Source organism: Streptomyces sp. NBC_01463, from assembly GCA_036227345.1.
GTDB lineage: Bacteria > Actinomycetota > Actinomycetes > Streptomycetales > Streptomycetaceae > Streptomyces.
Map to the genome: position 1 here is coordinate 4,095,633 of CP109468.1, position 21,555 is coordinate 4,117,187.

The 21,555-nt window shown below is 72.0% G+C and carries 3 protein-coding genes; all 3 read right to left on the minus strand.

All coding sequences use genetic code 11. The features are described from left to right. Nucleotides 1-94: 94 nt before the first annotated feature. The 3 genes from OG521_18080 to OG521_18090 are packed head-to-tail and all read right to left on the minus strand — an operon-like array spanning nt 95 to nt 21,488. Nucleotides 95-5,719 (minus strand): amino acid adenylation domain-containing protein, encoded by a 5,625-nt coding sequence (locus OG521_18080; protein ID WUW22599.1) that lies wholly within the window; start codon nt 5,717-5,719, stop codon nt 95-97. Further along, nucleotides 5,716-13,491 (minus strand): amino acid adenylation domain-containing protein, encoded by a 7,776-nt coding sequence (locus OG521_18085; GenBank protein WUW22600.1) that lies wholly within the window; start codon nt 13,489-13,491, stop codon nt 5,716-5,718. Before OG521_18085 ends, OG521_18080 begins: the two co-directional genes overlap by 4 nt. After that, nucleotides 13,488-21,488, minus strand: coding sequence for an amino acid adenylation domain-containing protein (locus OG521_18090; protein WUW26722.1), 8,001 nt, complete (start codon nt 21,486-21,488; stop codon nt 13,488-13,490). The genes OG521_18085 and OG521_18090 overlap by 4 nt, the downstream gene beginning before the upstream one ends. Between the last annotated feature and the right edge of the window lie 67 nt (nt 21,489-21,555).

Here is a 21,555-nt window from a genome sequence, read left to right on the forward strand (position 1 = left end):
GAGTATCGGTTCACTTCTCATCGGCCGGGAGGTGAAAAAGCCCGGTGCCGGGCCTCCTCGTAAGGGAGACCCGGCACCGGCCCGTGCGCTTCGCTCAAAGACGCGTGGAAAGAATCCGGCCGATTTCCGAGGCGGGTCCGGGCGCCATCATCGCCTCGTGCGTGGCGGCGACTCCGACACGCTCGAACTCACCGGAGAGATACGGCTCCCATCCCTGCGGGTGGGCCCATTCGCGCACGTTCTCCTCCGCCGCGACCAGCAGCACATCGCCCTTGTACGGCGCCGGTTCCGTCGGGGACGCCAGTCGCACGTTGTTGACCAGAACGTTCAGCACGTCACCGCGCTGCTTCTCGTCGAGGTGGCGCACCTCCCCGTCGCTGCGCCCCATGTAGGCGACAATGCCGGCCCGCACGGCGTCCTCGGCGGCAGGCAGGGTGTCGTCCTCGCCGTGCATGCGCGCGTAGGCCTGGTACATGTCGACGAGGATCTGCCGGGCCTCCATCTCCACCCGGCGCTCCTCCTCCACCGGATAGGCGTCGAGGAGGACGAGCAGCCCCACCTCCTCGCCACGCTGCTGGAGTTCGGCGGCGAGTGCCTGGGCGAGCGTGCCGCCGAGGGACCATCCCAGCAGGTGGTAGGGGCCGTGCGGGCGGACGGACCGGATCTGCGCCACGTAGTCGTCGAGCATGCCCCGCATCGACTCGGCCGTGGGGGTCTCCCCGTCCACGCCCCGTGACTGGAGCCCGTACACGGGGGTGTCCGTGTCCAGGGTGCGCAGCAGGCCCGAGTAGCACCAGCTGAGCCCGCCCACCGGGTGGACGCAGAACAGCGGGGCGCTCTCGCCCGTGGTGCGCAGCGGGAGCAGTACGTCGAACCCGCCGCCCCCGGCCTCGCCCCCCTCGGTGTCGATACGGTGGAGCAGGGCGGCCGGTGTCGGCGCCTCGAACACGGCCCGTACCGGGGTGACGGCGCCGAGCACCTGGGTGATGAGCCCTGCCAGCCGGGAGGCGAGCAGCGAATGTCCGCCCCGTTCGAAGAAGTTGTCGTCGATGCCGACGGTGTCGACTCCGAGGATCTCGGCGTAGAGCCGGCACATCACCTCTTCACGGGCGGTGCGCGGTGCCCGGTACGTTCCGTGGTGGTCCGCGGGTGCGGGCAGTGCGCGTACGTCGAGCTTGCCGTTGGGGGTCAGGGGCAGCCGGTCGAGCGGGACGACGGCGGAGGGCACCATGTGTTCGGGGAGTTCACCGGCGAGTGCCGTCCTGATCGTGGCGGCGCCGGCGCTCCCGTCGCGGAGCACCGTGTAGGCGACGAGTCTGCGGTCGCCCGGCCGGTCCTCGCGTACGGTGACAGCCGCCGCCACCACGTCGGGCAGCCGGGTCAGGGCCGCCTGGATCTCGCCGAGTTCGATCCGGAACCCGCGGAGCTTGACCTGTCCGTCGCTACGGCCGAGGAAGTCGATCCGCCCGTCCCTGCGGCGGGAACCCAGATCGCCTGTCCGGTACATCCGCTCCCCCGCCGGTCCGAACGGGTCGGCGACGAAGCGGCCCGCGGTGAGCCCCGCACGGTGCTGGTAGCCGCGGGCCAGGCCGCTTCCGCCGATGTACAACTCGCCGGGCACGCCGGGCGCCACGGGACGCAGACGGGCGTCCAGCAGGTAGACGCGCACGCCGGGCAGCGGATGCCCGATGGGCTGGCGGCCGGTCTCCGCGGGGTCCATGGCCCACTGGGTGACCTCGACGGTCGCCTCGGTCGGCCCGTAGGCGTTGACCATGCGCCGGCCGGGGGCCCAGCGCTCCACCAGCCGGGGGGTGCCGGCCTCGCCGCCGGACATCAGGGTGGCCAGGTCGGGCAGCTCGGTCTCGGGCAGGCCGGCGAGCACAGCGGGCGGCAGGTGGGCGTGGGTGATCCGTTCGGTGCGCAGGAACTCCGCGAGTTCCTCCCCGACGGGCACCTGCTCCGGGATGACGAGGCAGCCTCCGGTGAGCAGTGCCATGGTGAGTTCGGCGACCGACACGTCGAAGCTCGGGGAGACGAACTGCAGCACCCGGCTACCCGGCCCCGCCCCGTGCAGGTCACGGTGGGTGGCGGCCAGGGCGGCCAGTCCCCGGTGGGTGACGACCACGCCCTTGGGCGTACCGGTGGAGCCCGACGTGTAGATGACGTACGCGGGGTGGTCGGGGAGCAGTTCCACGACCGGGGGCGCCGCGTCCTGAGCGGTGCCGGCCGGCTGCGGGCCGTCCAGCAGGAGGACGGCCGCGGTCCCGGCGGGCAGCCGCCCGGCGTGACCGGCCGTGGTGAGGACGCACTGCGGCTCGGTGTCCGCCAGCATCAGGCCGATGCGCTGCTCGGGGTAGTCCGGGTCGAGCGGGAGATAGGCGGCGCCCGCCTTCGACACCGCCAGGATCGCGACGACGAGATCCGCGGAGCGCGGCAGCGCGAGCGCCACCGTCGTCTCGGGTCCGGCGCCCAGGGCGCGGAGCCGGTGGGCCAGCCGGGTGGAGCGCGCGTCCAGTTCGGCGTATCCGAGGACGAGGTGCCCGTGCTGGACGGCCGGGGCATCCGGTGTGCGGGCCACCTGCCCGGCGAACAGGGCGGGCAGCGTCGAAGGGGCCACGGGCGCCGGCACGCCCAGCCCGGCATCCAGCTCCGCCGCGCGCTCGGCGGCGGAGAGCAGCTCGATGCGGCTGAGCGGCAGGGCCGGGTCGGCGGCGACGGCGGTGAGCAGCCGCACGAAGCGGTCGGCCAGTGCCTGCGCGCTCTGCGGGTCGAAGAGCGCCGTGGCGTACTCGACGATGCCGGTCAGTCCGGCGGGACTGCCGTCGGCGTCGTGCGTCTCGGCGACGGAGAAGGAGAGGTCGCATCGGGCGACGCCCACCCCGAATCCCTCGAACTCGATGTCCAGGCCGGGGAGCCGGATGTCGGGCCGCGCCGTGTTCTGGAACGCCAGCATCACCTGGAACAGCGGATGGGCGGAGGACCGTGCCGGGTTGAGCGCCTCGACGAGCCGTTCGAACGGCAGGTCCTGATGGGTGTAGGCGGCCAGATCGGCCTCGCGGACCCGGCCCAGCAGTTCACCGAACCCGGGGTCCCCCGAGGTGTCGGTGCGCAGCACCAGCGTGTTGACGAAGAACCCGGCAAGGTCGTCGAGCGCCGGGTCCGTGCGTCCCGCCACTGCCGTGCCGATCGGAATGTCGTCACCGGCGCCCACGGCGCTGAGGAGCGCGGCAAGCCCGGCCTGCACCGTCATGAAAAGCGTGCTCTGTCGGGCCCTCGCAAGGTCCGCGAGGCGGCGGTGCGCCTCGGCCCCCAGGCTGAAGGCGACGGACGCGCCCCGGTAGTCGGCGACGGCGGGCCGGGCCCGGTTCGTGGGCAGTTCGAGCTGTCCGGGGGTGCCGGCGAGGGCGGTGCGCCAGAAGTCGAGCTGCCGGGCCAGCAGGCTGTCGGGGTCCTCCGGGTCGCCCAGCACGGCACGCTGCCAGAGCGCGTAGTCGGCGTACTGGACCGGCAGCGGCGACCAGTCCGGCGCGGCGCCGCCGCACCGGCTCGCGTAGGCCTCGGCGAGATCCCGCAGCAGCGGGGCGACGGAACTGCCGTCCCCCGCGATGTGGTGGACCAGGAGCAGCAGGACGTGCTCGTCCGGCGCCATGCGCAGCACGGTGCAGCGCAGGGGCGTCTCGGTCGTGAGGTCGAATGCGTACCGCGCGGCATCGAGCAGTTCCTGCGCCGCTTCACCGGCGGGGGTGTCACGGACCTCGACCACGGGCTCGGTCAGCGGCAGCACCACCTGGCGCGGGGTGCCGTCGCTCTCCGGGAACACCGTGCGGAGCGTCTCGTGCCGGGCGATGAGGTCACCGAGCGCCGCGGTCAGCGCGGGCAGGTCGAGGGCGCCGGTGAGCCGCAGCGGAATGGGGATGTTGTACGTGGCGCTGGGACCCTCCAGCCGGTGCATGAACCAGAGCCGTTGCTGGGCGAAGGACAGCGGCACGTGTGCGGGGCGCTCGGCGCTCTCCAGGGCGGGGCCGGTCCGCGCCCCGCCCTGGAGACGCAGGGCGAGTGAGGCGGGGGTGGGGGCCTCGAAGAGCTCCCGGACCGGCAGCGAGACACCGAACGCGGCACGGACCCGGCCGAGCAGCTTGACGGCGGACAGGGAATGCCCGCCGCACTGGAAGAAGTTGTCGTCGCCGGTGACCTTCTCCCTGCCGAGGACCTCGCCGAACAGCCCGCACAGAATCTCCTCCTGCGGTGTGCGTCCGGAGCGCCGGGGCCGCGGAGCCCGCTCCTCTCCGGCGCCCCGGGCGGCCGCCGCCGGCGCAGCGGGCAGGGCCGCCCGCTGCGCCGCGTCGAGCACGGGCAGTTCCCCGACCGGGCGCCCCGGGCGCTCCGCCATGGCTTCGAGCAGGCGTACGGCGTGCGCGACCAGCATCTCGGCCGCCGGGGCCGCGTAGACGTCGGGCCGGTATTCGAGTCGCAGCAGCAGCCGGTCCCCCTCGATGCCGGAGATCATGCGCAGCGGGTAGTGGGCAGCGTCCTTGCCGGAGACCTCGCGGACCCGCAGTCCCGCGTAGGAGGGGGGTGTGGCGCCGCCACCCGGGTAGTTCTCGACGGTGAGGGCCGTGTCGAAGAGGTCTCCGTGGCCGGCCAGCCGCTGGAGCTCGCCAAGACGCAGGTGCTGGTGGTCCAGGAGTCCGCTCTGCTCGTCCTGGAGGCGGGCCAGCTGGGCGGTGAGCGTGGCGGAACGGTCGAGCCGGACCCGTACCGGCACGGTGTTGATGAAGAGACCGACCATGGTCTCGATGCCGGGTATCTCCGGCGGGCGCCCGGACACGACCGAGCCGAACACCACGTCGTCGGTGCCGGTCAGCGCGCCCAGCACCAGTGCCCACATGCCCTGGAGGAGTGTGTTGACCGTCAGCCCGTTGGCGCGTGCCGCCGCGATGAGGGCCGCGGTCCGCTCCGCGTCGAGGCGGGCGGTGGCGTACTCGGGCAGCAGCGGGGTGCGCTCCTCGTCGGCCGCGGCGACCAGCGTCGGGGCCGGCAACCCGGCCAGCGCCTCGGTCCAGGCCTCCCTGGCGGCTTCCTGGGGGGCGGAGCCGGCCGCGGAGCGCCCGGCGAGCCAAGCCAGATAGGTGCGGTACGGGGTGACGGGAGGCAGCTGCGTGGGGGCGCCGCCCTCCGCGTACAGCGTCAGCAGCTCCCGCTGGACGATCGGCGCGGACCAGCCATCGAGCAGGATGTGATGGTTCGTCAAAACCAGTTGGTGGAGCTCCGCTTCGGCCCGGACCAGGGTGAAGCGGGCGGCCGGGGCCACCGCGAGGTCGAAGCGGCGGCCACGGTCCTCGGCGAGCAGGGCGTCCAGGGCGGTGTGCCGTGCGTCGCCGGACAGGCCCGACAGGTCCACCTCCGCCCAGGGAAGCGTGACCTCGCGGTGGATCACCTGGATGGCCTGTCCGTTCGCCCGCTGCCGGAAGGCGGCCCGCAGGTTGGCGTGCCGGTGCAGCAGGGCGGTCGCCGCCGCACGCATCCGGGCCGGGTCGAGGGGGCCTTCGAGCGCCATGACCAGCTGGGTGTTGTAGACGTCCGTTCCGTCCTCGTCCGCGAGGGCGTGGAAGAGGAGCCCTTCCTGGAGCGGCGAGAGCGGCAGGACGTCCTCGAGCCCCGAGGCCTTCGCAGGAGTCTTCGTGGCGGCCTTCACAGGGGTCTTCGTGGAGTTCGTCATGCGAGTTCCCTCAATTCTGCTTCCAGGTCGTCGATTTCGTCCTGGCTCAGTGACACCAGGGAGAGGTCGGACGGGGTGTATCCCCCGGCGTCCGGTGCCTCGGCATGCTCGGCGAGCGCACGCAGCATGCGGAACCACGCCGTAGCCAGCGCGCGGACGTCCTGCTCTGCGAACAAGGCGTCGGGCCAGGTCCAGGTCGCGGTGAGTTCGGGCCCGGCCGGCAGGTCCTCGGTGACGGCGTTGATCTCCAGCGCGTGCCCGACGGCCATCTCCGGGTCCCGCGGCTGCGGACCGGCCGCGCCGGGCACGACCGTCCAGTCGGCGGTGGGCGCCTGCTCCCCGGGGAGTGCGGCATCGAACCTGCCGAGATAGTTGAACCCGATCTCCGGTGCGGGATGGCTGAGCCGGCCGCCCTCCGGGGTGAGCCGATGGAGCATGCCGAAGCCGATGCCGTGGTCGGGCAGGGCGCGGAGCTGCTCCTTGATCTGCTTGAGTGCCCGCCCGATGAACGGTCCCGGGGCGGTCAGTTCCGCATCGGCGACGTCGCCCGGGTCGAGCCGTACGGGATGGAGGGCGGTGAACCAGCCGACGGTACGGGAGAGGTCGGCACCCGGCACGATCTCCTCCCGGCCGTGCCCCTCCAGGTCCAGCAGCAGCGAGGTGGCGGTGAGCCCCTGCTGCCTGCGGTGTTGCAGGACCGCCAGGGTGAGCCCGGTGAGCAGGACGTCGTTGATCCCTGCGTGGTAGGAAGCGGGGACCGTCGTCAGCAGCTCCCGGGTGACCTCGGCGGGCAGCCGCAGGGTGACGGACCTCGTGGTGCCCGCGACGTCACGCTCCGGGTCCAGTGGTCCGGTGCCGAGCACCGGGTCGGGCGTGGCCACCGTTGTCTCCCACAGCCCGTGTTCGGACCGGCGGGCCCCGGCGGCTTCGGTGAGCAGTCCGGCCCACCGGCGGAAGGACATGGGCACGGGGTCGAGCTCCTGGCCCGCCCAGGCCGCGGCGAGGTCCGGCAGCAGGATGCGCCACGAGACCCCGTCCACCACGAGGTGGTGGGCGACGATCAGGAGGCGTCCGGGCCGCTCGGGTCCCTGGTCGAACCAGACGAACTGGATCATCGCGCCTTCGGCGGGGTCCAGCCTCAGCCGCGCCGCTTCGGCCTCCTGCGCCGTCACGGCGTCGAGCGCCGGGCCGGAGAGACCGGCGGTGTCCACCCGGGTCAGGGGGACCGGCCGGCCGGACTGCGCCTCCAGGGCGGACGGTATGGCGAGCCGCCAGCCATGATCCGCGTCCGGCACGGCACGCATCCGGAGCACATCGTGCCGGGTGGCGAGCGCCCCGAGCGCCGTGGCGAGTCGCGCGTGGTCGGCGCCTGCGGGCACCTGGACGACCATGGACTGGTTGAACCCCTGCCAGGAACCGCCGAGTTCACGAAGCCAGTACATGATGGGCGTGGCCTCGACGGGCCCGGTGCCGTCGTCCGGAGTCCGGTGCTCCACCCCGGTGCCGGCCTCCTCGGCGACGGTCGCCAGGCCTGCGGCGGACTGGTGCGTGAACACGTCCCGGGCGCTGAACGCCAGTCCGGCCCGGCGAGCCCGGCTGACGAGTTGGATGGAGAGGATGCTGTCCCCGCCGATTTCGAAGAAGTTGGCGGTGGGGGCGACGCGTTCGAGGCCGAGGACGTCAGCGAAGAGGCCGCAGAGGATCTCCTCGCGCTGACTGCGCGGGGCACGGTCACCCTCGGTCGCCGCCGTCACGTCGGGCTCGGGAAGAGCCTTCACATCGAGCTTGCCGTTCGGGGTCAGCGGCAGCTCCTCCAGCACCACGAACGCGGACGGCACCATGTACTCCGGCAGCCGGTCACCCACATACGCCCGCAGCCCGGCCATGTCCGCCCCGCCCACCACGTACGCCGTCAGCCGACGGTCACCCGGACGGTCCTCCCGCACCACGACCGCCACCTGGCCGACCCCCGGGAACGTACCCAGCACGGCCTCGACCTCGGCCAGCTCGATACGGAACCCCCGCACCTTCACCTGCCCGTCGGCACGGCCGACGAACTCCAGCTGCCCGTCCCCGCGCCACCGCACCACATCCCCGGTCCGGTACATCCGCTCCCCCGGACCACCGAACGGACACGCCACGAACCTGCCCGCCGTCAGCCCCGACCGGCCCAGATACCCACGGGCCAGCCCCGCACCCGACACATACAGTTCCCCGGCCACACCCGGAGCCACTGGCCGCAACCCCGCGTCCAGCACGAACACCCGGCTGTTCACGATCGGACCACCGATCGGCGCGATCACCGCACCCGTCAAAGGGCCGCTCATCGTCGCGCACACCGTCGTCTCCGTCGGACCGTACGCATTGATCATCCGACGCCCGACCGACCACCGCTCCACCATCGCCGGCGGACACGCCTCACCCGCCACCACCAACGTCATGCCGTCCGGCAGACCCCCCACCGGCATCACGGACAACGCCGCCGGCGGCAAGGTCGCATGCGTCACACCATGCCGCGCCAGCACACCCGCCAACCCCGTACCCGGCAACAACTCCTCCGACGTCCCCATCACCAGACACGCCCCGGACAGCAGAGCCATGCAGACTTCGGAGGCGGCGGCGTCGAAGCTCGGGGAAGCGAACTGCAGCACCCGGCTCCCGGCCGTCACACCGAACCGTTCGACCTGTCCGACCGCGAGGCTCGCGATGCCGGAGTGCGTGACGACCACACCCTTCGGGCGGCCCGTCGAACCGGACGTGTAGATCACCCACGCGGGAGCGTTCAGCCCCAGCACCGCCACCCGGTCCGCATCGCTCAGGTCAGTGCCGTCGTACCCGTCGAGGACATCCGCCAGCTCCTCGACCACCACCCTCTCCGCACCGGGCAGCACACCGGCGGACGCGCTGTCGGTGAGGACGAGCAGGGGCTGGGCATCATCGAGCATGTACGCGATCCGCTCGGCCGGATACGACAGATCGACCGGCAGATACGCACCACCCGCCTTCACCACGGCAAGCACCGACACCAGCCACTCCACGGACCGCGGCAACGCCACCGCCACCAGCCGCTCCGGACCCACCCCACGCCCCACCAGATACCGCGCCAACCGGTTCGCCCGAACGTTCAACTCCCCGTACGACAGCGACACATCGCCGCACACCACGGCCACCGAGTCCGGCGTCGCGGCCACCCTCTCCTCGAACAGCACCGGCAGCGTCCCCACCGGCACCTCACGCGCACTGTCGTTCCACTCCTCCAGAAGCCGCACCCGCTCCGGCTCCGACAACACCTCCAGCGAACCGATCGGACGCTCCACATCCACCACCGCCGCATCCAGCAACCGCACCAGACGCGCCACGAGGAGTTCGGCGGTGGAGCGGTCGAAGGAGTCGGTCGCGTAGACGAGACTGCCCGCGATGCCGTCGGGGGCACCGCACGGGTCGCGGTGTTCACTCAGGCTGAAGGCCAGGTCGAACTTGGCGGCCGGCGTGTCCAGGCCGTCGATCCCCGTCCTCAGACCGGGCAGCTGGATATCGGCGTCGGACACCTCGGTACGGAAGGTGAGCATGACCTGGAAGAGGGGGTGGTAGGCCAGCGACCTGACCGGACTGACGACCTCGACGACGCGCTCGAACGGAACATCCTGATGCGCGAACGCAGCAAGATCCGCCTCACGCACCCGCTCCACCAACTCACGGAACCCCGGATCCCCCGACGTATCCGTCCGCAACACCAACGTATTGACGAAAAACCCCACCAGATCATCCAGCGCCTCATCCGAACGACCCGCCACCGCCGTCCCGATCGGCACATCCGACCCCGCACCCAACCGCGTCAACAACGCAGCAACAGCCGCCTGCACCACCATGAACACCGTCGAACGCGTCGACCGCGCCAACTCCACCAAAGCCCGATGCGTCCCCGCACCCACACACACATCCACATCACCCCCCACATGCGAAGCCACCACCGGCCGAGACCGGTCCAACGGCAACTCCACCAACTCCGGCAACCCAGCCAACTCCGCAGCCCAAAAAGCCGACTGCCGAGCCATCAGACTCCCCGGATCACCCTCATCCCCCAAAACCTCCCGCTGCCACAACGCAAAATCAGCGAACTGCACCTCCAACGGAGCCCACCCCGGCACCCCACCACCCAACCGCGCCCCATAAGCCACCGACAGATCCCTCAACAACGGACCCGCAGACCACCCATCAGCAACAATGTGATGCATAAGCACCAGCAACACATGCTGATCGGGGCTCACACGGAACAGCGTGACGCGCACAGGGACCTCACGCTCCAGCACAAAGCCATACCCGGCGGCCTCGCCCAGGGCAGCTTCCACACCCTCCTCGTCCACATCCACCACCGTGAGGGCGGACACGTCGGCGTCCACCGGCAGCACCCGCTGCCGAGGCACCCCACCCACCTCCGGAAACACCGTCCTCAACACCTCATGCCGACCCACCACATCCCCCCACGCCAACCCCAACGCCCCCACATCAAGCGGACCATCAAGGGTGAGTGTCAGAGGAACGTTGTAGGTGGCGTCGGCGCCCTCGACCTGGCCGAGCACCCACAGCCGGCGCTGGGAGTGGGAGAGCGGCAGGATGCCGGGCCGCTCCTTGCGGACCGGTGAGGTGCGGGCGGAATCGGCGTCGTCGATGCGCCCGGCCAGAGCGGCGGGCGAGGGAGCCTCGAAGAGTGTCCGGATCGCCAGCTCGACCCCGAAGGCCGAGCGGATGCCGCTGATGAGACGGGTGGCGAGGAGCGAGTGCCCGCCGATTTCGAAGAAGTTGGCGGTGGGGGCGACGCGTTCGAGGCCGAGGACGTCAGCGAAGAGGCCGCAGAGGATCTCCTCGCGCTGACTGCGCGGGGCACGGTCACCCTCGGTCGCCGCCGTCACGTCGGGCTCGGGAAGAGCCTTCACATCGAGCTTGCCGTTCGGGGTCAGCGGCAGCTCCTCCAGCACCACGAACGCGGACGGCACCATGTACTCCGGCAGCCGGTCACCCACATACGCCCGCAGCCCGGCCATGTCCGCCCCGCCCACCACGTACGCCGTCAGCCGACGGTCACCCGGACGGTCCTCCCGCACCACGACCGCCACCTGGCCGACCCCCGGGAACGTACCCAGCACGGCCTCGACCTCGGCCAGCTCGATACGGAACCCCCGCACCTTCACCTGCCCGTCGGCACGGCCGACGAACTCCAGCTGCCCGTCCCCGCGCCACCGCACCACATCCCCGGTCCGGTACATCCGCTCCCCCGGACCACCGAACGGACACGCCACGAACCTGCCCGCCGTCAGCCCCGACCGGCCCAGATACCCACGGGCCAGCCCCGCACCCGACACATACAGTTCCCCGGCCACACCCGGAGCCACTGGCCGCAACCCCGCGTCCAGCACGAACACCCGGCTGTTCACGATCGGACCACCGATCGGCGCGATCACCGCACCCGTCAAAGGGCCGCTCATCGTCGCGCACACCGTCGTCTCCGTCGGACCGTACGCATTGATCATCCGACGCCCGACCGACCACCGCTCCACCATCGCCGGCGGACACGCCTCACCCGCCACCACCAACGTCATGCCGTCCGGCAGACCCCCCACCGGCATCACGGACAACGCCGCCGGCGGCAAGGTCGCATGCGTCACACCATGCCGCGCCAGCACACCCGCCAACCCCGTACCCGGCAACAACTCCTCCGACGTCCCCATCACCAGACACGCCCCGGACAGCAGAGCCATGCAGACCTCCCAGGCGGCGGCGTCGAAGCTCGGGGAAGCGAACTGCAGCACCCGGCTCTCCGGCGTGACGTCAAAGGCCTCGGTCTGGGATCGGACGAGGCTCGCGATGCCGGAGTGCGTGACGACCACACCCTTCGGGCGGCCCGTCGAACCAGACGTGTAGATCACCCACGCAGGAGCCCCCAGCCCAAGCGACACCACCCGGTCCGCATCGCTCAGATCGGTACCGTCGTACCCGCCCAGAACACCCGCCAGCTCCTCCACCACCACGACCTTGTCCGCACCGGGCAGGACATCGACGGACGCACTGTCGGTCAGAACAAGCAGGGGCCGGGCGTCCTCCAGCATGTACGCGATCCGCTCGGCCGGATACGACAGATCGACCGGCAGATACGCACCACCCGCCTTCACCACGGCAAGCACCGACACCAGCCACTCCACGGACCGCGGCAACGCCACCGCCACCAGCCGCTCCGGACCCACCCCACGCCCCACCAGATACCGCGCCAGCCGATTCGCCCGGGCATTCAACTCCCCGTACGACAGCGACACATCGCCGCACACCACCGCCACCGAGTCCGGCGTCGCGGCCACCCTCTCCTCGAACAGCACCGGCAGCGTCCCCACCGGCACCTCACGCGCACTGTCGTTCCACTCCTCCAGAAGCCGCACCCGCTCCGGCTCCGACAACACCTCCAGCGAACCGATCGGACGCTCCACATCCACCACCGCCGCATCCAACAGCCGCACCAGACGCGCCACGAAGTCCTGAGCCGTCGTGGCGTCGATGGTGTCCGTGGCGTAGGTCAGGCCGCCGGTGATGCCGGCGGGGGCGCCGTCCTGGGCGGACTGCTCGTGGAGACTGAGAGTGAGGTCGAACTTCGCGGTGCCGGCGCTGAGGTCTTCCAGCCTGCCCGTCAGGCCGGGCATCGAGAGTTCGGCACTCGCGTTGTTCTGGAGTACCAGCATGACCTGGAAGAGGGGGTGGTAGGCCAGCGACCTGACCGGACTGACGACCTCGACGACGCGCTCGAACGGAACATCCTGATGCGCGAACGCAGCAAGATCCGCCTCACGCACCCGCTCCACCAACTCACGGAACCCCGGATCCCCCGACGTATCCGTCCGCAACACCAACGTATTGACGAAAAACCCCACCAGATCATCCAGCGCCTCATCCGAACGACCCGCCACCGCCGTCCCGATCGGCACATCCGACCCCGCACCCAACCGCGTCAACAACGCAGCAACAGCCGCCTGCACCACCATGAACACCGTCGAACGCGTCGACCGCGCCAACTCCACCAAAGCCCGATGCGTCCCCGCACCCACACACACATCCACATCACCCCCCACATGCGAAGCCACCACCGGCCGAGACCGGTCCAACGGCAACTCCACCAACTCCGGCAACCCAGCCAACTCCGCAGCCCAAAAAGCCGACTGCCGAGCCATCAGACTCCCCGGATCACCCTCATCCCCCAAAACCTCCCGCTGCCACAACGCAAAATCAGCGAACTGCACCTCCAACGGAGCCCACCCCGGCACCCCACCACCCAACCGCGCCCCATAAGCCACCGACAGATCCCTCAACAACGGACCCGCAGACCACCCATCAGCAACAATGTGATGCATAAGCACCAGCAACACATGCTGATCGGGGCTCACACGGAACAGCGTGACGCGCACAGGGACCTCACGCTCCAGCACAAAGCCATACCCGGCGGCCTCGCCCAGGGCAGCTTCCACACCCTCCTCGTCCACATCCACCACCGTGAGGGCGGACACGTCGGCGTCCACCGGCAGCACCCGCTGCCGAGGCACCCCACCCACCTCCGGAAACACCGTCCTCAACACCTCATGCCGACCCACCACATCCCCCCACGCCAACCCCAACGCCCCCACATCAAGCGGACCATCAAGGTGCAGGGCGAGAGGAACGTTGTAGGTGGGGCTGGGACCTTCCAGGCGGTGCAGGAACCACAGCCGCTGCTGGGTGTACGAGAGCGGAATCATGACGTCTCCTCGGTCCTCTTCATCGGCCGCAGCTTGGGCCGTGCCTTTGCGGCGCCGGCCAGTACGCCTGCGAGGGCTTCGGCCGTCGGGTTCTCGAACAGGGCGCGGATCGCGAGTTCGGCGTCGAACACCGTGCGGATCCGGCTGATGAGCCGGGTGGCGAGCAGCGAGTGGCCACCCAGCTCGAAGAAGTTCTCGTCGGCCCCCACGGTCTCCAGGCCGAGGAGTTCGGCGAACAGGGCGCAGAGGATCTCCTCCTGCGCGGTCTGCGGGGCGCGGCCCGTCCGTTCGGTGGTCTCCTGCGGCACCGGGAGGGCCTCGCGGTCCAGCTTGCCGTTGGGGGTGAGCGGCAGCTCCTCCAGCGTCACGAACTCGGACGGCACCATGTACTCCGGCAGCCGGACTCCGGCGGCGGCCTTCACGGCCGCCGCGTCGAAGCCGGGACCCGCCACCACATAGGCGACGATCCGCTTGTCGCCCGGCCGGTCCTCGCGGACCACGACGGCGCTGTGCAGCACCTGGGCGCTGCGGTTCAGCTCGGCTTCGATCTCGCTGAGTTCGATGCGCAGTCCGCGAATCTTCACCTGGCTGTCGGCGCGGCCGACGAACTCCAGCTGACCGTCTGCGCCCCACCGCACCACATCCCCGGTCCGGTACATCCGCTCCCCCGGACCACCGAAGGGACACGCCACGAACCGTCCGGACGTCAGGCCCGGCCGGCCCACGTATCCGCGGGCGAGACCGGCACCTGCGAGGTAGAGCTCGCCGGGGACGCCTGGGGCCACGGGGTGCAGCCGGCCGTCGAGTACATAGGCCGCGGTGTTGTCCATGGGTCCGCCGATCGGCGGCGTCCCCTCATAGTCGTACGGGCGGCGCACCTGGTGCCGGGTGGCGTACGTGGTGGACTCGGTGGGCCCGTAGACGTGCACGATCCGGGTGCGCGGGCACGCTTCGACGGCGTGGCGGAACGCCGCCGCCGATCCCGCCTCGCCACCCGTCCACACCTCGCGCAGGGCGCCGAGGGGGTTGTCCTCGGCCTCGGCGAGGACGTTGAACAGCGCGGTCGTGAAGAACGCCGCCGTGACGGTCCCGCCGGTGAGCAGCGCCGTGAGGGTGTCGATGTCGGTTCGGCCGGGCGGGGCGATGACGATCTCGCCGCCGCTCAGCAGCGGCACCCACATCTCGTAGGTGGTGGCGTCGAAGGCGAGGGGCGAGTGGAGCAGGACGCGGGCGTGGCCGCCGCCGGCGAAGGAACGGTCCGCGGCGAGTGCCGCCACATCGGCGTGGGTGACGGCGACGCCCTTGGGGACGCCGGAGGAGCCGGAGGTGAACATGGCGTAGGCGAGCCGGCCGGGGTGGATCGGGAGCCCCGGGTCGTGGTCCGGCCCGGCCTCCGTGCTGTCGAGGTGGAGGACCGTCGTTCCGTCGGGCAGTTTCGGCGCCGCCGGGTGTCCGCGGTCGATGACGATGTGGGAGGCGGCTGCCTGGTCGAGGATCGTGCGGATGCGGTCGGCGGGGTAGCGGGTGTCGAGGGGGACGTACATCGCGCCGGCCTTGAGGACGCCGAGGACCGTGGCGACCGCGTCGAAGGACCGGTCCTGGAAGAGCACGACCCGGGTCTCCGGTCCCGCTCCCGCCGCGATGAGGCGGTGGGCGATGCGGTTGGCGCGCCGGTTGAGCCCCTCGTACGAGAGGGTGTCCGCGCCGAGCCGGACGGCGGGGGCGGCGGGGGTCCGCGCCACCTGTGCCTCGAAGAGCGCGGGCAGCGAGCCGTCCGGCAGGGGGGTGGCGGTGGTGTTCCAGCCGTTCAGCACCAGGTCGCGTTCGCCCGCCGGCAGGATCGGCAGGTCGCTGATCGGCAGGTCGGGATCGGCGACGGCGGCTTCGAGGACGCGCACCAGGGCGTCGGCGAAGAACTGTGCGGTGGAGCGGTCGAAGAGATCGACCGCGTAGCCGAGGGCGCCGGTGACGCAGTCCTCGTGCTCCTCGACGCTGAAGGTGAGGTCGAACTTCGCGGCGCCGGCGCTGAGATCCTCCGCGCGGGCCGTGAGTCCGGGCAGTTCGGGGGCCGCCGTGTGGTCCTGGAGGACGAGCATGACCTGGAAGAGCGGGTGGTAGGCGAGAGAGCGTGCGGGGTTGACCGCCTCGACCAGCCGCTCGAAGGGCACGTCCTGGTGCGCGAACGCTGCGAGGTCCGTCTCGCGGACCCGGTCGAGCAGGGTGCGGAAGCCGGGGTCGCCCGCGGTGTCGGTGCGCAGCACCAGGGTGTTGACGAAGAATCCGACGACGTCGTCGAGTGCTTCGTCCGCGCGGCCGGCGACGGCGGTGCCGATGGGCAGGTCCGTGCCCGCTCCCAGCCGGGTCAGGACCGTCGCGAGGGCCGCCTGCATCGCCATGAAGACGGTGGTGCCGGTGGCGCGGGTGAGCGCGGTCAGGGCCCGGTGGGCCCCGGTGCCGAGCCGGAAGCGGATCTGCTCGCCCCGGTGGTCCGCCACCGCGGGACGGACCCGGTCCAGCGGCAGTTCGAGCACGTCGGGCAGGCCCGCCAGCTGCTCGGTCCAGTAGGCGCACTGCCGGGCGAGCGGGGTAGCGGGGTCGTTGCCGTCGCCGAGGGTGCCGCGCTGCCAGAGCGCGTAGTCGGCGTACTGGACGGGCAGCGGCGCCCACTGCGGGGGCTGCCGGCCGATCCGGGCCGTGTACGCCTGGGACAGGTCGCGGAGCAGCGGCCGGGTGGACCAGCCGTCGGCGGCGATGTGGTGGATCAGGACGAGAAGGACGTGGCGTTCGGGGGCGAGCCTGAACAGAGTGGTCCTGAGGGGGAGGTCGCGGTCGAGGGCGAACCGGTACCGGGCCGCAGCCTCCAGGGCGGCGGGCAGCCGCTCGGTGTCGCATCCGACGACGTCGAGGTGCGGCACGCCCTCCTCGGGCGGCAGGATCTGCTGATGGGGCTCTCCGCCGCTCTCCGGGTAGCGGGTGCGCAGCGTTTCGTGCCGGGCGGTGAGGTCGGCGAGGGCGGCGCCGAGCGCGGCCACGTCCAGGGGGCCGTCGAGGTGGAGGCCCAGGGGCACGTTGTAGGTGGAGCCGGCGTCGTCGAGCCGGTTCAGGAACCACAGCCGCTGCTGGGCGTGGGAGAGCGGGAGCCGCTCGGGGCGCGTCCCCGGTCGTGGTCCGTCCGGGGCGGTGTCGGCGTGGTCGAGGCGGGCCGCCATGCCGCCCGGGGTCGGTGTCTCGAAGAGGGTGCGCAGCGAGACCTTGACGCCGAACACCGTACGGATCCGGCTGATCAGCCGGGTGGCGAGCAGGGAGTGCCCGCCCAGGGCGAAGAAGTCGGCGTCGGTCCCGGTGCGCTCGATGCCCAGGACCTCGGCGAAGAGGCCGCAGAGTATCTCCTCGCGGGCGGTGCGGGGGGCGGTGCCGCCGGTGCCCGCCTGCGGGGTCGCGGGGGCGGGCAGGGCATCGCGGTCCAGCTTCCGGTTGGCGGTGGTGGGGAAGGCGTCGAGCAGCACCACGGCGGCCGGGACCATGTAGTCGGGCAGGTGCTCGGCCGCGTACGCGCGGATGGCGGCGGGGTCGGCACCGGGGCCGGCCGGAACCGCGTAGGCCACGATCCGTTTGTCACCGGGCCGGTCCTCCCGGACGACCACTGCGGCCTGCCGGACGTCCTGGTGTGCGCCGAGCAGGGACTCGATCTCGCCCAGCTCGATCCGGAAGCCGCGCACCTTGACCTGGTGGTCGACGCGGCCGATGAACTCGAGGAGCCCGGCCCGGTTGCGGCGGGCCAGGTCGCCGGAGCGGTACATGCGGGCCCCGGGCGGGCCGAAGGGGTCGGCGACGAAGCGGCCCGCGGTGAGGCCGGGGCGGGCGTGGTAGCCGCGGGTGACCAGCGCTCCGGCGATGTAGAGCTCGCCGGGGACTCCGGCCGGCACGGGTTGCAGCCGGCGGTCGAGCACGTACATCCGGGTGTTCCAGATGGGCGTGCCGATGGTGACGACACCGGAGGGGACCGGGTCGCCGGGAGCGATGCGGTACTCGGTGCAGCCGACCGTGGTCTCGGTGGGCCCGTACTCGTTGATCACCGTCGCGTCGGGGTGCCGGGCGCGCCAGGCGTCGAGCACCTCGCCCATGAGTGACTCGCCGCCGAGGACGAGCTGACGGGTCGGCGAGTACCTGTCGTCGATCTCCATCAGGAGCGGCAGGTGGCTGGGGGTGGCCTTGACGAAGGCGGGGGCCTCGCGGATCGCGTCGGGCCGTGCGGAGCCGTCGAGCTCGGCCAGCTGGACGGTGCCGCCCGAGGTGAGCGGGGCGAACAGGCCGGTGACGGTGAGGTCGAAGGAGACCGGTGAGTGGACCAGGGACCGGTCGCTCACGCTGTCGTACGCCTGGCGGGTCCACGCGAGGTAGACGTTCAGGGAGCGGTGCTCGACCATGACGCCCTTGGGGCGGCCGGTGGAGCCGGAGGTGTAGATGACGAAGGCGGTGTTGGACGGCGCGGCGCGGCGGATGATCCCCGCGTCCGTCGCGGGAGCGTTGAGACGTGTCGCCGTGCGGGCGTCGTCGATCACCATCCGGGGGTACTGCGGGGGCAGTTGGCCGGAGAGTTCGGTGATGGTGATGACGGCGACCGGGTCGACCTCGTCGAGCATGAACGCGATGCGGTCGGCCGGGTGGCCGAGGTCGAGCGGCAGATAGGCGCCGCCCGCCTTGCCGACGGCGATGAGCGCGGCCACGAGATCGGTGCCCCGGGGCAGTGCGACGGCGACGAAGCGCTCGGGGCCCGCACCGAGCCGGGCCAGTTCGCGGGCGATCCCGTCGGCCCGCGCGTCGAGCTCGCGGTAGGTGAGGGACGTCTGCCCGTGCTCGACGGCGACGGCGTCCGGAGTGCGGGCCGCCTGCGCTTCGAAGAGGTCCGGCAGGGTCGCTTCGTCCACCGGGTGCGCGGTGTCGTTCCATCCATCGATCAGCCGGTCGCGTTCGGCCGCGCCGAGGACGGGGAGCGCGCCGATCGGCAGGTCGGGGCGGTCGGCGGCGGCGGTCAGCAGCCGAACCAGGCGGGCGGCGATGTCCTCGGCGCTCCGCGCGTCGAAGAGTGCGGCGGAGTACTCGAGAGTGCCCGCGAGGCCACCCGGGGCGGCACCCTTCGGCGCGGTCTCCTCGAACAGGAACGAGAGGTCCACCTTCGCGGACTGCCGGTCGACGGTGCCGAGTTCGGCGGTGAGGCCCGGGAGGGAAAGTTCGGCGCGGTCGCCGCCCTGGAAGGTCAGCATGGTCTGGAACAGCGGGTGGTACGCGAGCGAGCGCACCGGGTTGAGGTGCTCGACCAGCCGGTCCAGGGGCAGTTCCTGGTGGGCGAAGTCGCCCAGCGATCCCGCTCTGACGCGGGCCAGGAGGGTGCGGAAGGAGGGGTCGCCCGAAGTGTCGGTGCGCAGGCACACGGTGTTGACGAAGCAGCCGATGACGTCGTCGAGCGCCTCGTCGTCCCGTCCCGCGGCGGCTGTGCCGAGGGGGATGTCGGTGCCCGCGCCCAGCCGGGTGAGGAGGGCCGCGATGCCGGCCTGGACGGTCATGAACAGAGTCGTGCCGGTACGCCGGGCGAGCGAGTCGAGCCCGCGGCGCAGCCCGGCGTCGAGGGTGAACGCGACCCTGCCGCCGCTGGTGCCGGCGACGGCGGGGCGGGGGCGGTCGGTGGGGAGGTCCAGCACGTCGGGCAGACCGGCGAGGCGCTCCTCCCAGTAGGCGAGATCGCTCTCGCCGCTGTCGTGGGTGTGCTGCCACAGGGTGTAGTCGGCGTACTGGACCGGCAGGGGCTGCCAGTCGGGGCCTCTGCCGGACAGACGGGCCGCGTAGGCGGTCGACAGATCCGTGGCGAGCGGGCCGAGTGAGCCGCCGTCCGCCGCGATGTGGTGCACGACGATCAGCAGGACGTGGCTGTCCTCGCCCGTCGTGAACAGGACGGTGTGGAGCGGCGGCCGTGCGGCCAGGTCGAAGCGGTGCCGGGAGGCGGCGGTGAGCAGCTCGGGGAGTTCGGCCTCGGTGACCGTGTCGGCGGAGAGCAGGACCGGCGCGTCATCGAGGACGACCTGCCGGGGCTCGCCGTCGGACTCCCGGTAGACGGTACGCAGGATCTCGTGCCGTGCGGTGAGGTCGTCGAGCGCGGCCCGCAGCGCGGCCCGGTCGAGGGAGCCGGTCAGCCGGAGCGTGTACGCGGTGTTGTACGAGGTGTCCTCGGCGTCGAGCTGGGACACGAACCAGAGCCTGCGCTGGGCGGCGGAGAGCGGCACCTGACCGGGCCGCTCCGTGGGGGTGAGCACGGGCCGGCCCGTGGCCGCCGCGCCGAGGCGGGCGGTGAGCGCGGCGGCGGTGGGGGCGTCGAAGACGTCGCCGACCCGGAGGGTCACGCCGAAGACCCGGCGGATGCGGTTGATGAGGCGGTTCGCCTTCAGGGAGTGGCCGCCCAGGACGAAGAAGTCGGCGTCAGGGGCGACCCGTTCCTGCCCGAGCACCTCGGCGAAGAGACCGCACATGAGGTCCTCGCGCACGGTCCGGGGCGCGCGGCCCGTCCCGTCGCCCCCGGACGGTACGGGCAGCGCCGCCCGGTCGATCTTGTTGTTTCCGGTCATGGGCAGGGCGTTCAGGACCAGCACCCGGGCGGGCGCGCTGTACGGGGGCAGGTGCGCCGCGGCGAACCGGACGACGGTGTCGGGGACGAGGTCCGCGTCCCGGACCGGGACCACGTAGCCGGTGACGGCACCGTCCCGTACGACGGCGGCGGCGCGGGCCACGCCGGGCGCGCGCAGGAGGACGGACTCGATCTCCGCGGGCTCCACCCGGAAGCCGAGGATCTTGACCTGGTCGTCGCGTCGCCCTTCGTACCCGAACGTCCCGTCCGGCAGGGCCCGCACCAGGTCTCCCGTGCCGTACGCACCGGCGAAGCCCGCGGGATCGCTGTCGTCGGCGTACCGAGCCAGGTACGGGGTGTGGACGGTCAGTTCGCCGTCGGGGCTCCTGCGCAGCCGTACGCCGTCGATGCCGGGGCCGAGGGGCACGAGGGCGCCGTGGCGTGCCGATGCGGCCGGGGCACGGCCGGGCTCGCGGGCGACCAGGACGGATACGGCCTGCGGGGTCTCGGTGGTGCCGTACATGTTGAGGACGCGGGCGTTCGGTGCGAGGGCCGCCCAGGTGTCGGCGGTGGTCCAGCCGAGTGCCTCACCGCCGAACCCGGCGAGCCTGAGCGCGGGCCACCCGCCCTCGGGCGCCTCGTCGGCCAGCACGTCGCCCAGGCCGGGGGTGAGGTGGGCGACGGTGATGCCCGCGCGGCCCAGCCAGTGGGCGATCCGGCCCGCTTCTCGTACCTCGCTCTCGGGGAACACGAGGGCCGCCCCGGCCCACAACGGGGCGAACACGTCGCGCAGCAGGGGGTCGTGGCCGAGGCCGGACAGCGCCGCGAAGCGGTCGTCCTCGCCCAGGTCGAAGCGTGAGGTGTACCAGTCGAGGAAGTGTTCGAGCGGTGCCCAGTCCCCGAGGACGGCGCGGGGTTCGCCGGTGGTGCCCGAGGTGAAGGCCAGATAGGCAGGGCCGGCACCCGTCAGGGGCGGCCGCGGTCCCGGGGCGGTCCCGGCGTCGTCCTGCACGCAGTCGTCGGCGTTCAGCACCGGAACACCGGCCGCGAGGTCCTCGGGGACGCCGTCCCCGTCACAGGCGATCCAGGCGCGGGGGCGGGCCAGAGCCGCGTACCGGCTCAGCCGCTCCCGCGGGTGGGCGGCGTCCAGCACGGTGAAGGCGGCGCCGCTCTTCGCGATGCCGAGCAGCGCCAGCGCCAGGTGCGGGGTGCGCCGTGCGTACACCGCGACGGTGTCGCCCCCGGTCACCTCCAGAGCCCGCAGCCGGTCGGCGAGGCGGTCCGTCGAACGGTCGAACTCCCGGTAGCTCCACGAGATTCCGGCGCCGGTCACCGCCATTCGGTCCGGCGTTCGCCGGGCCTGTCCACCGAGCCGTGCCACCGGGCCGGGTCCGGATCGCTCCGGGTCCCGTATCACCACACCTGCCATGGGTCCGACTCCTCAGTTC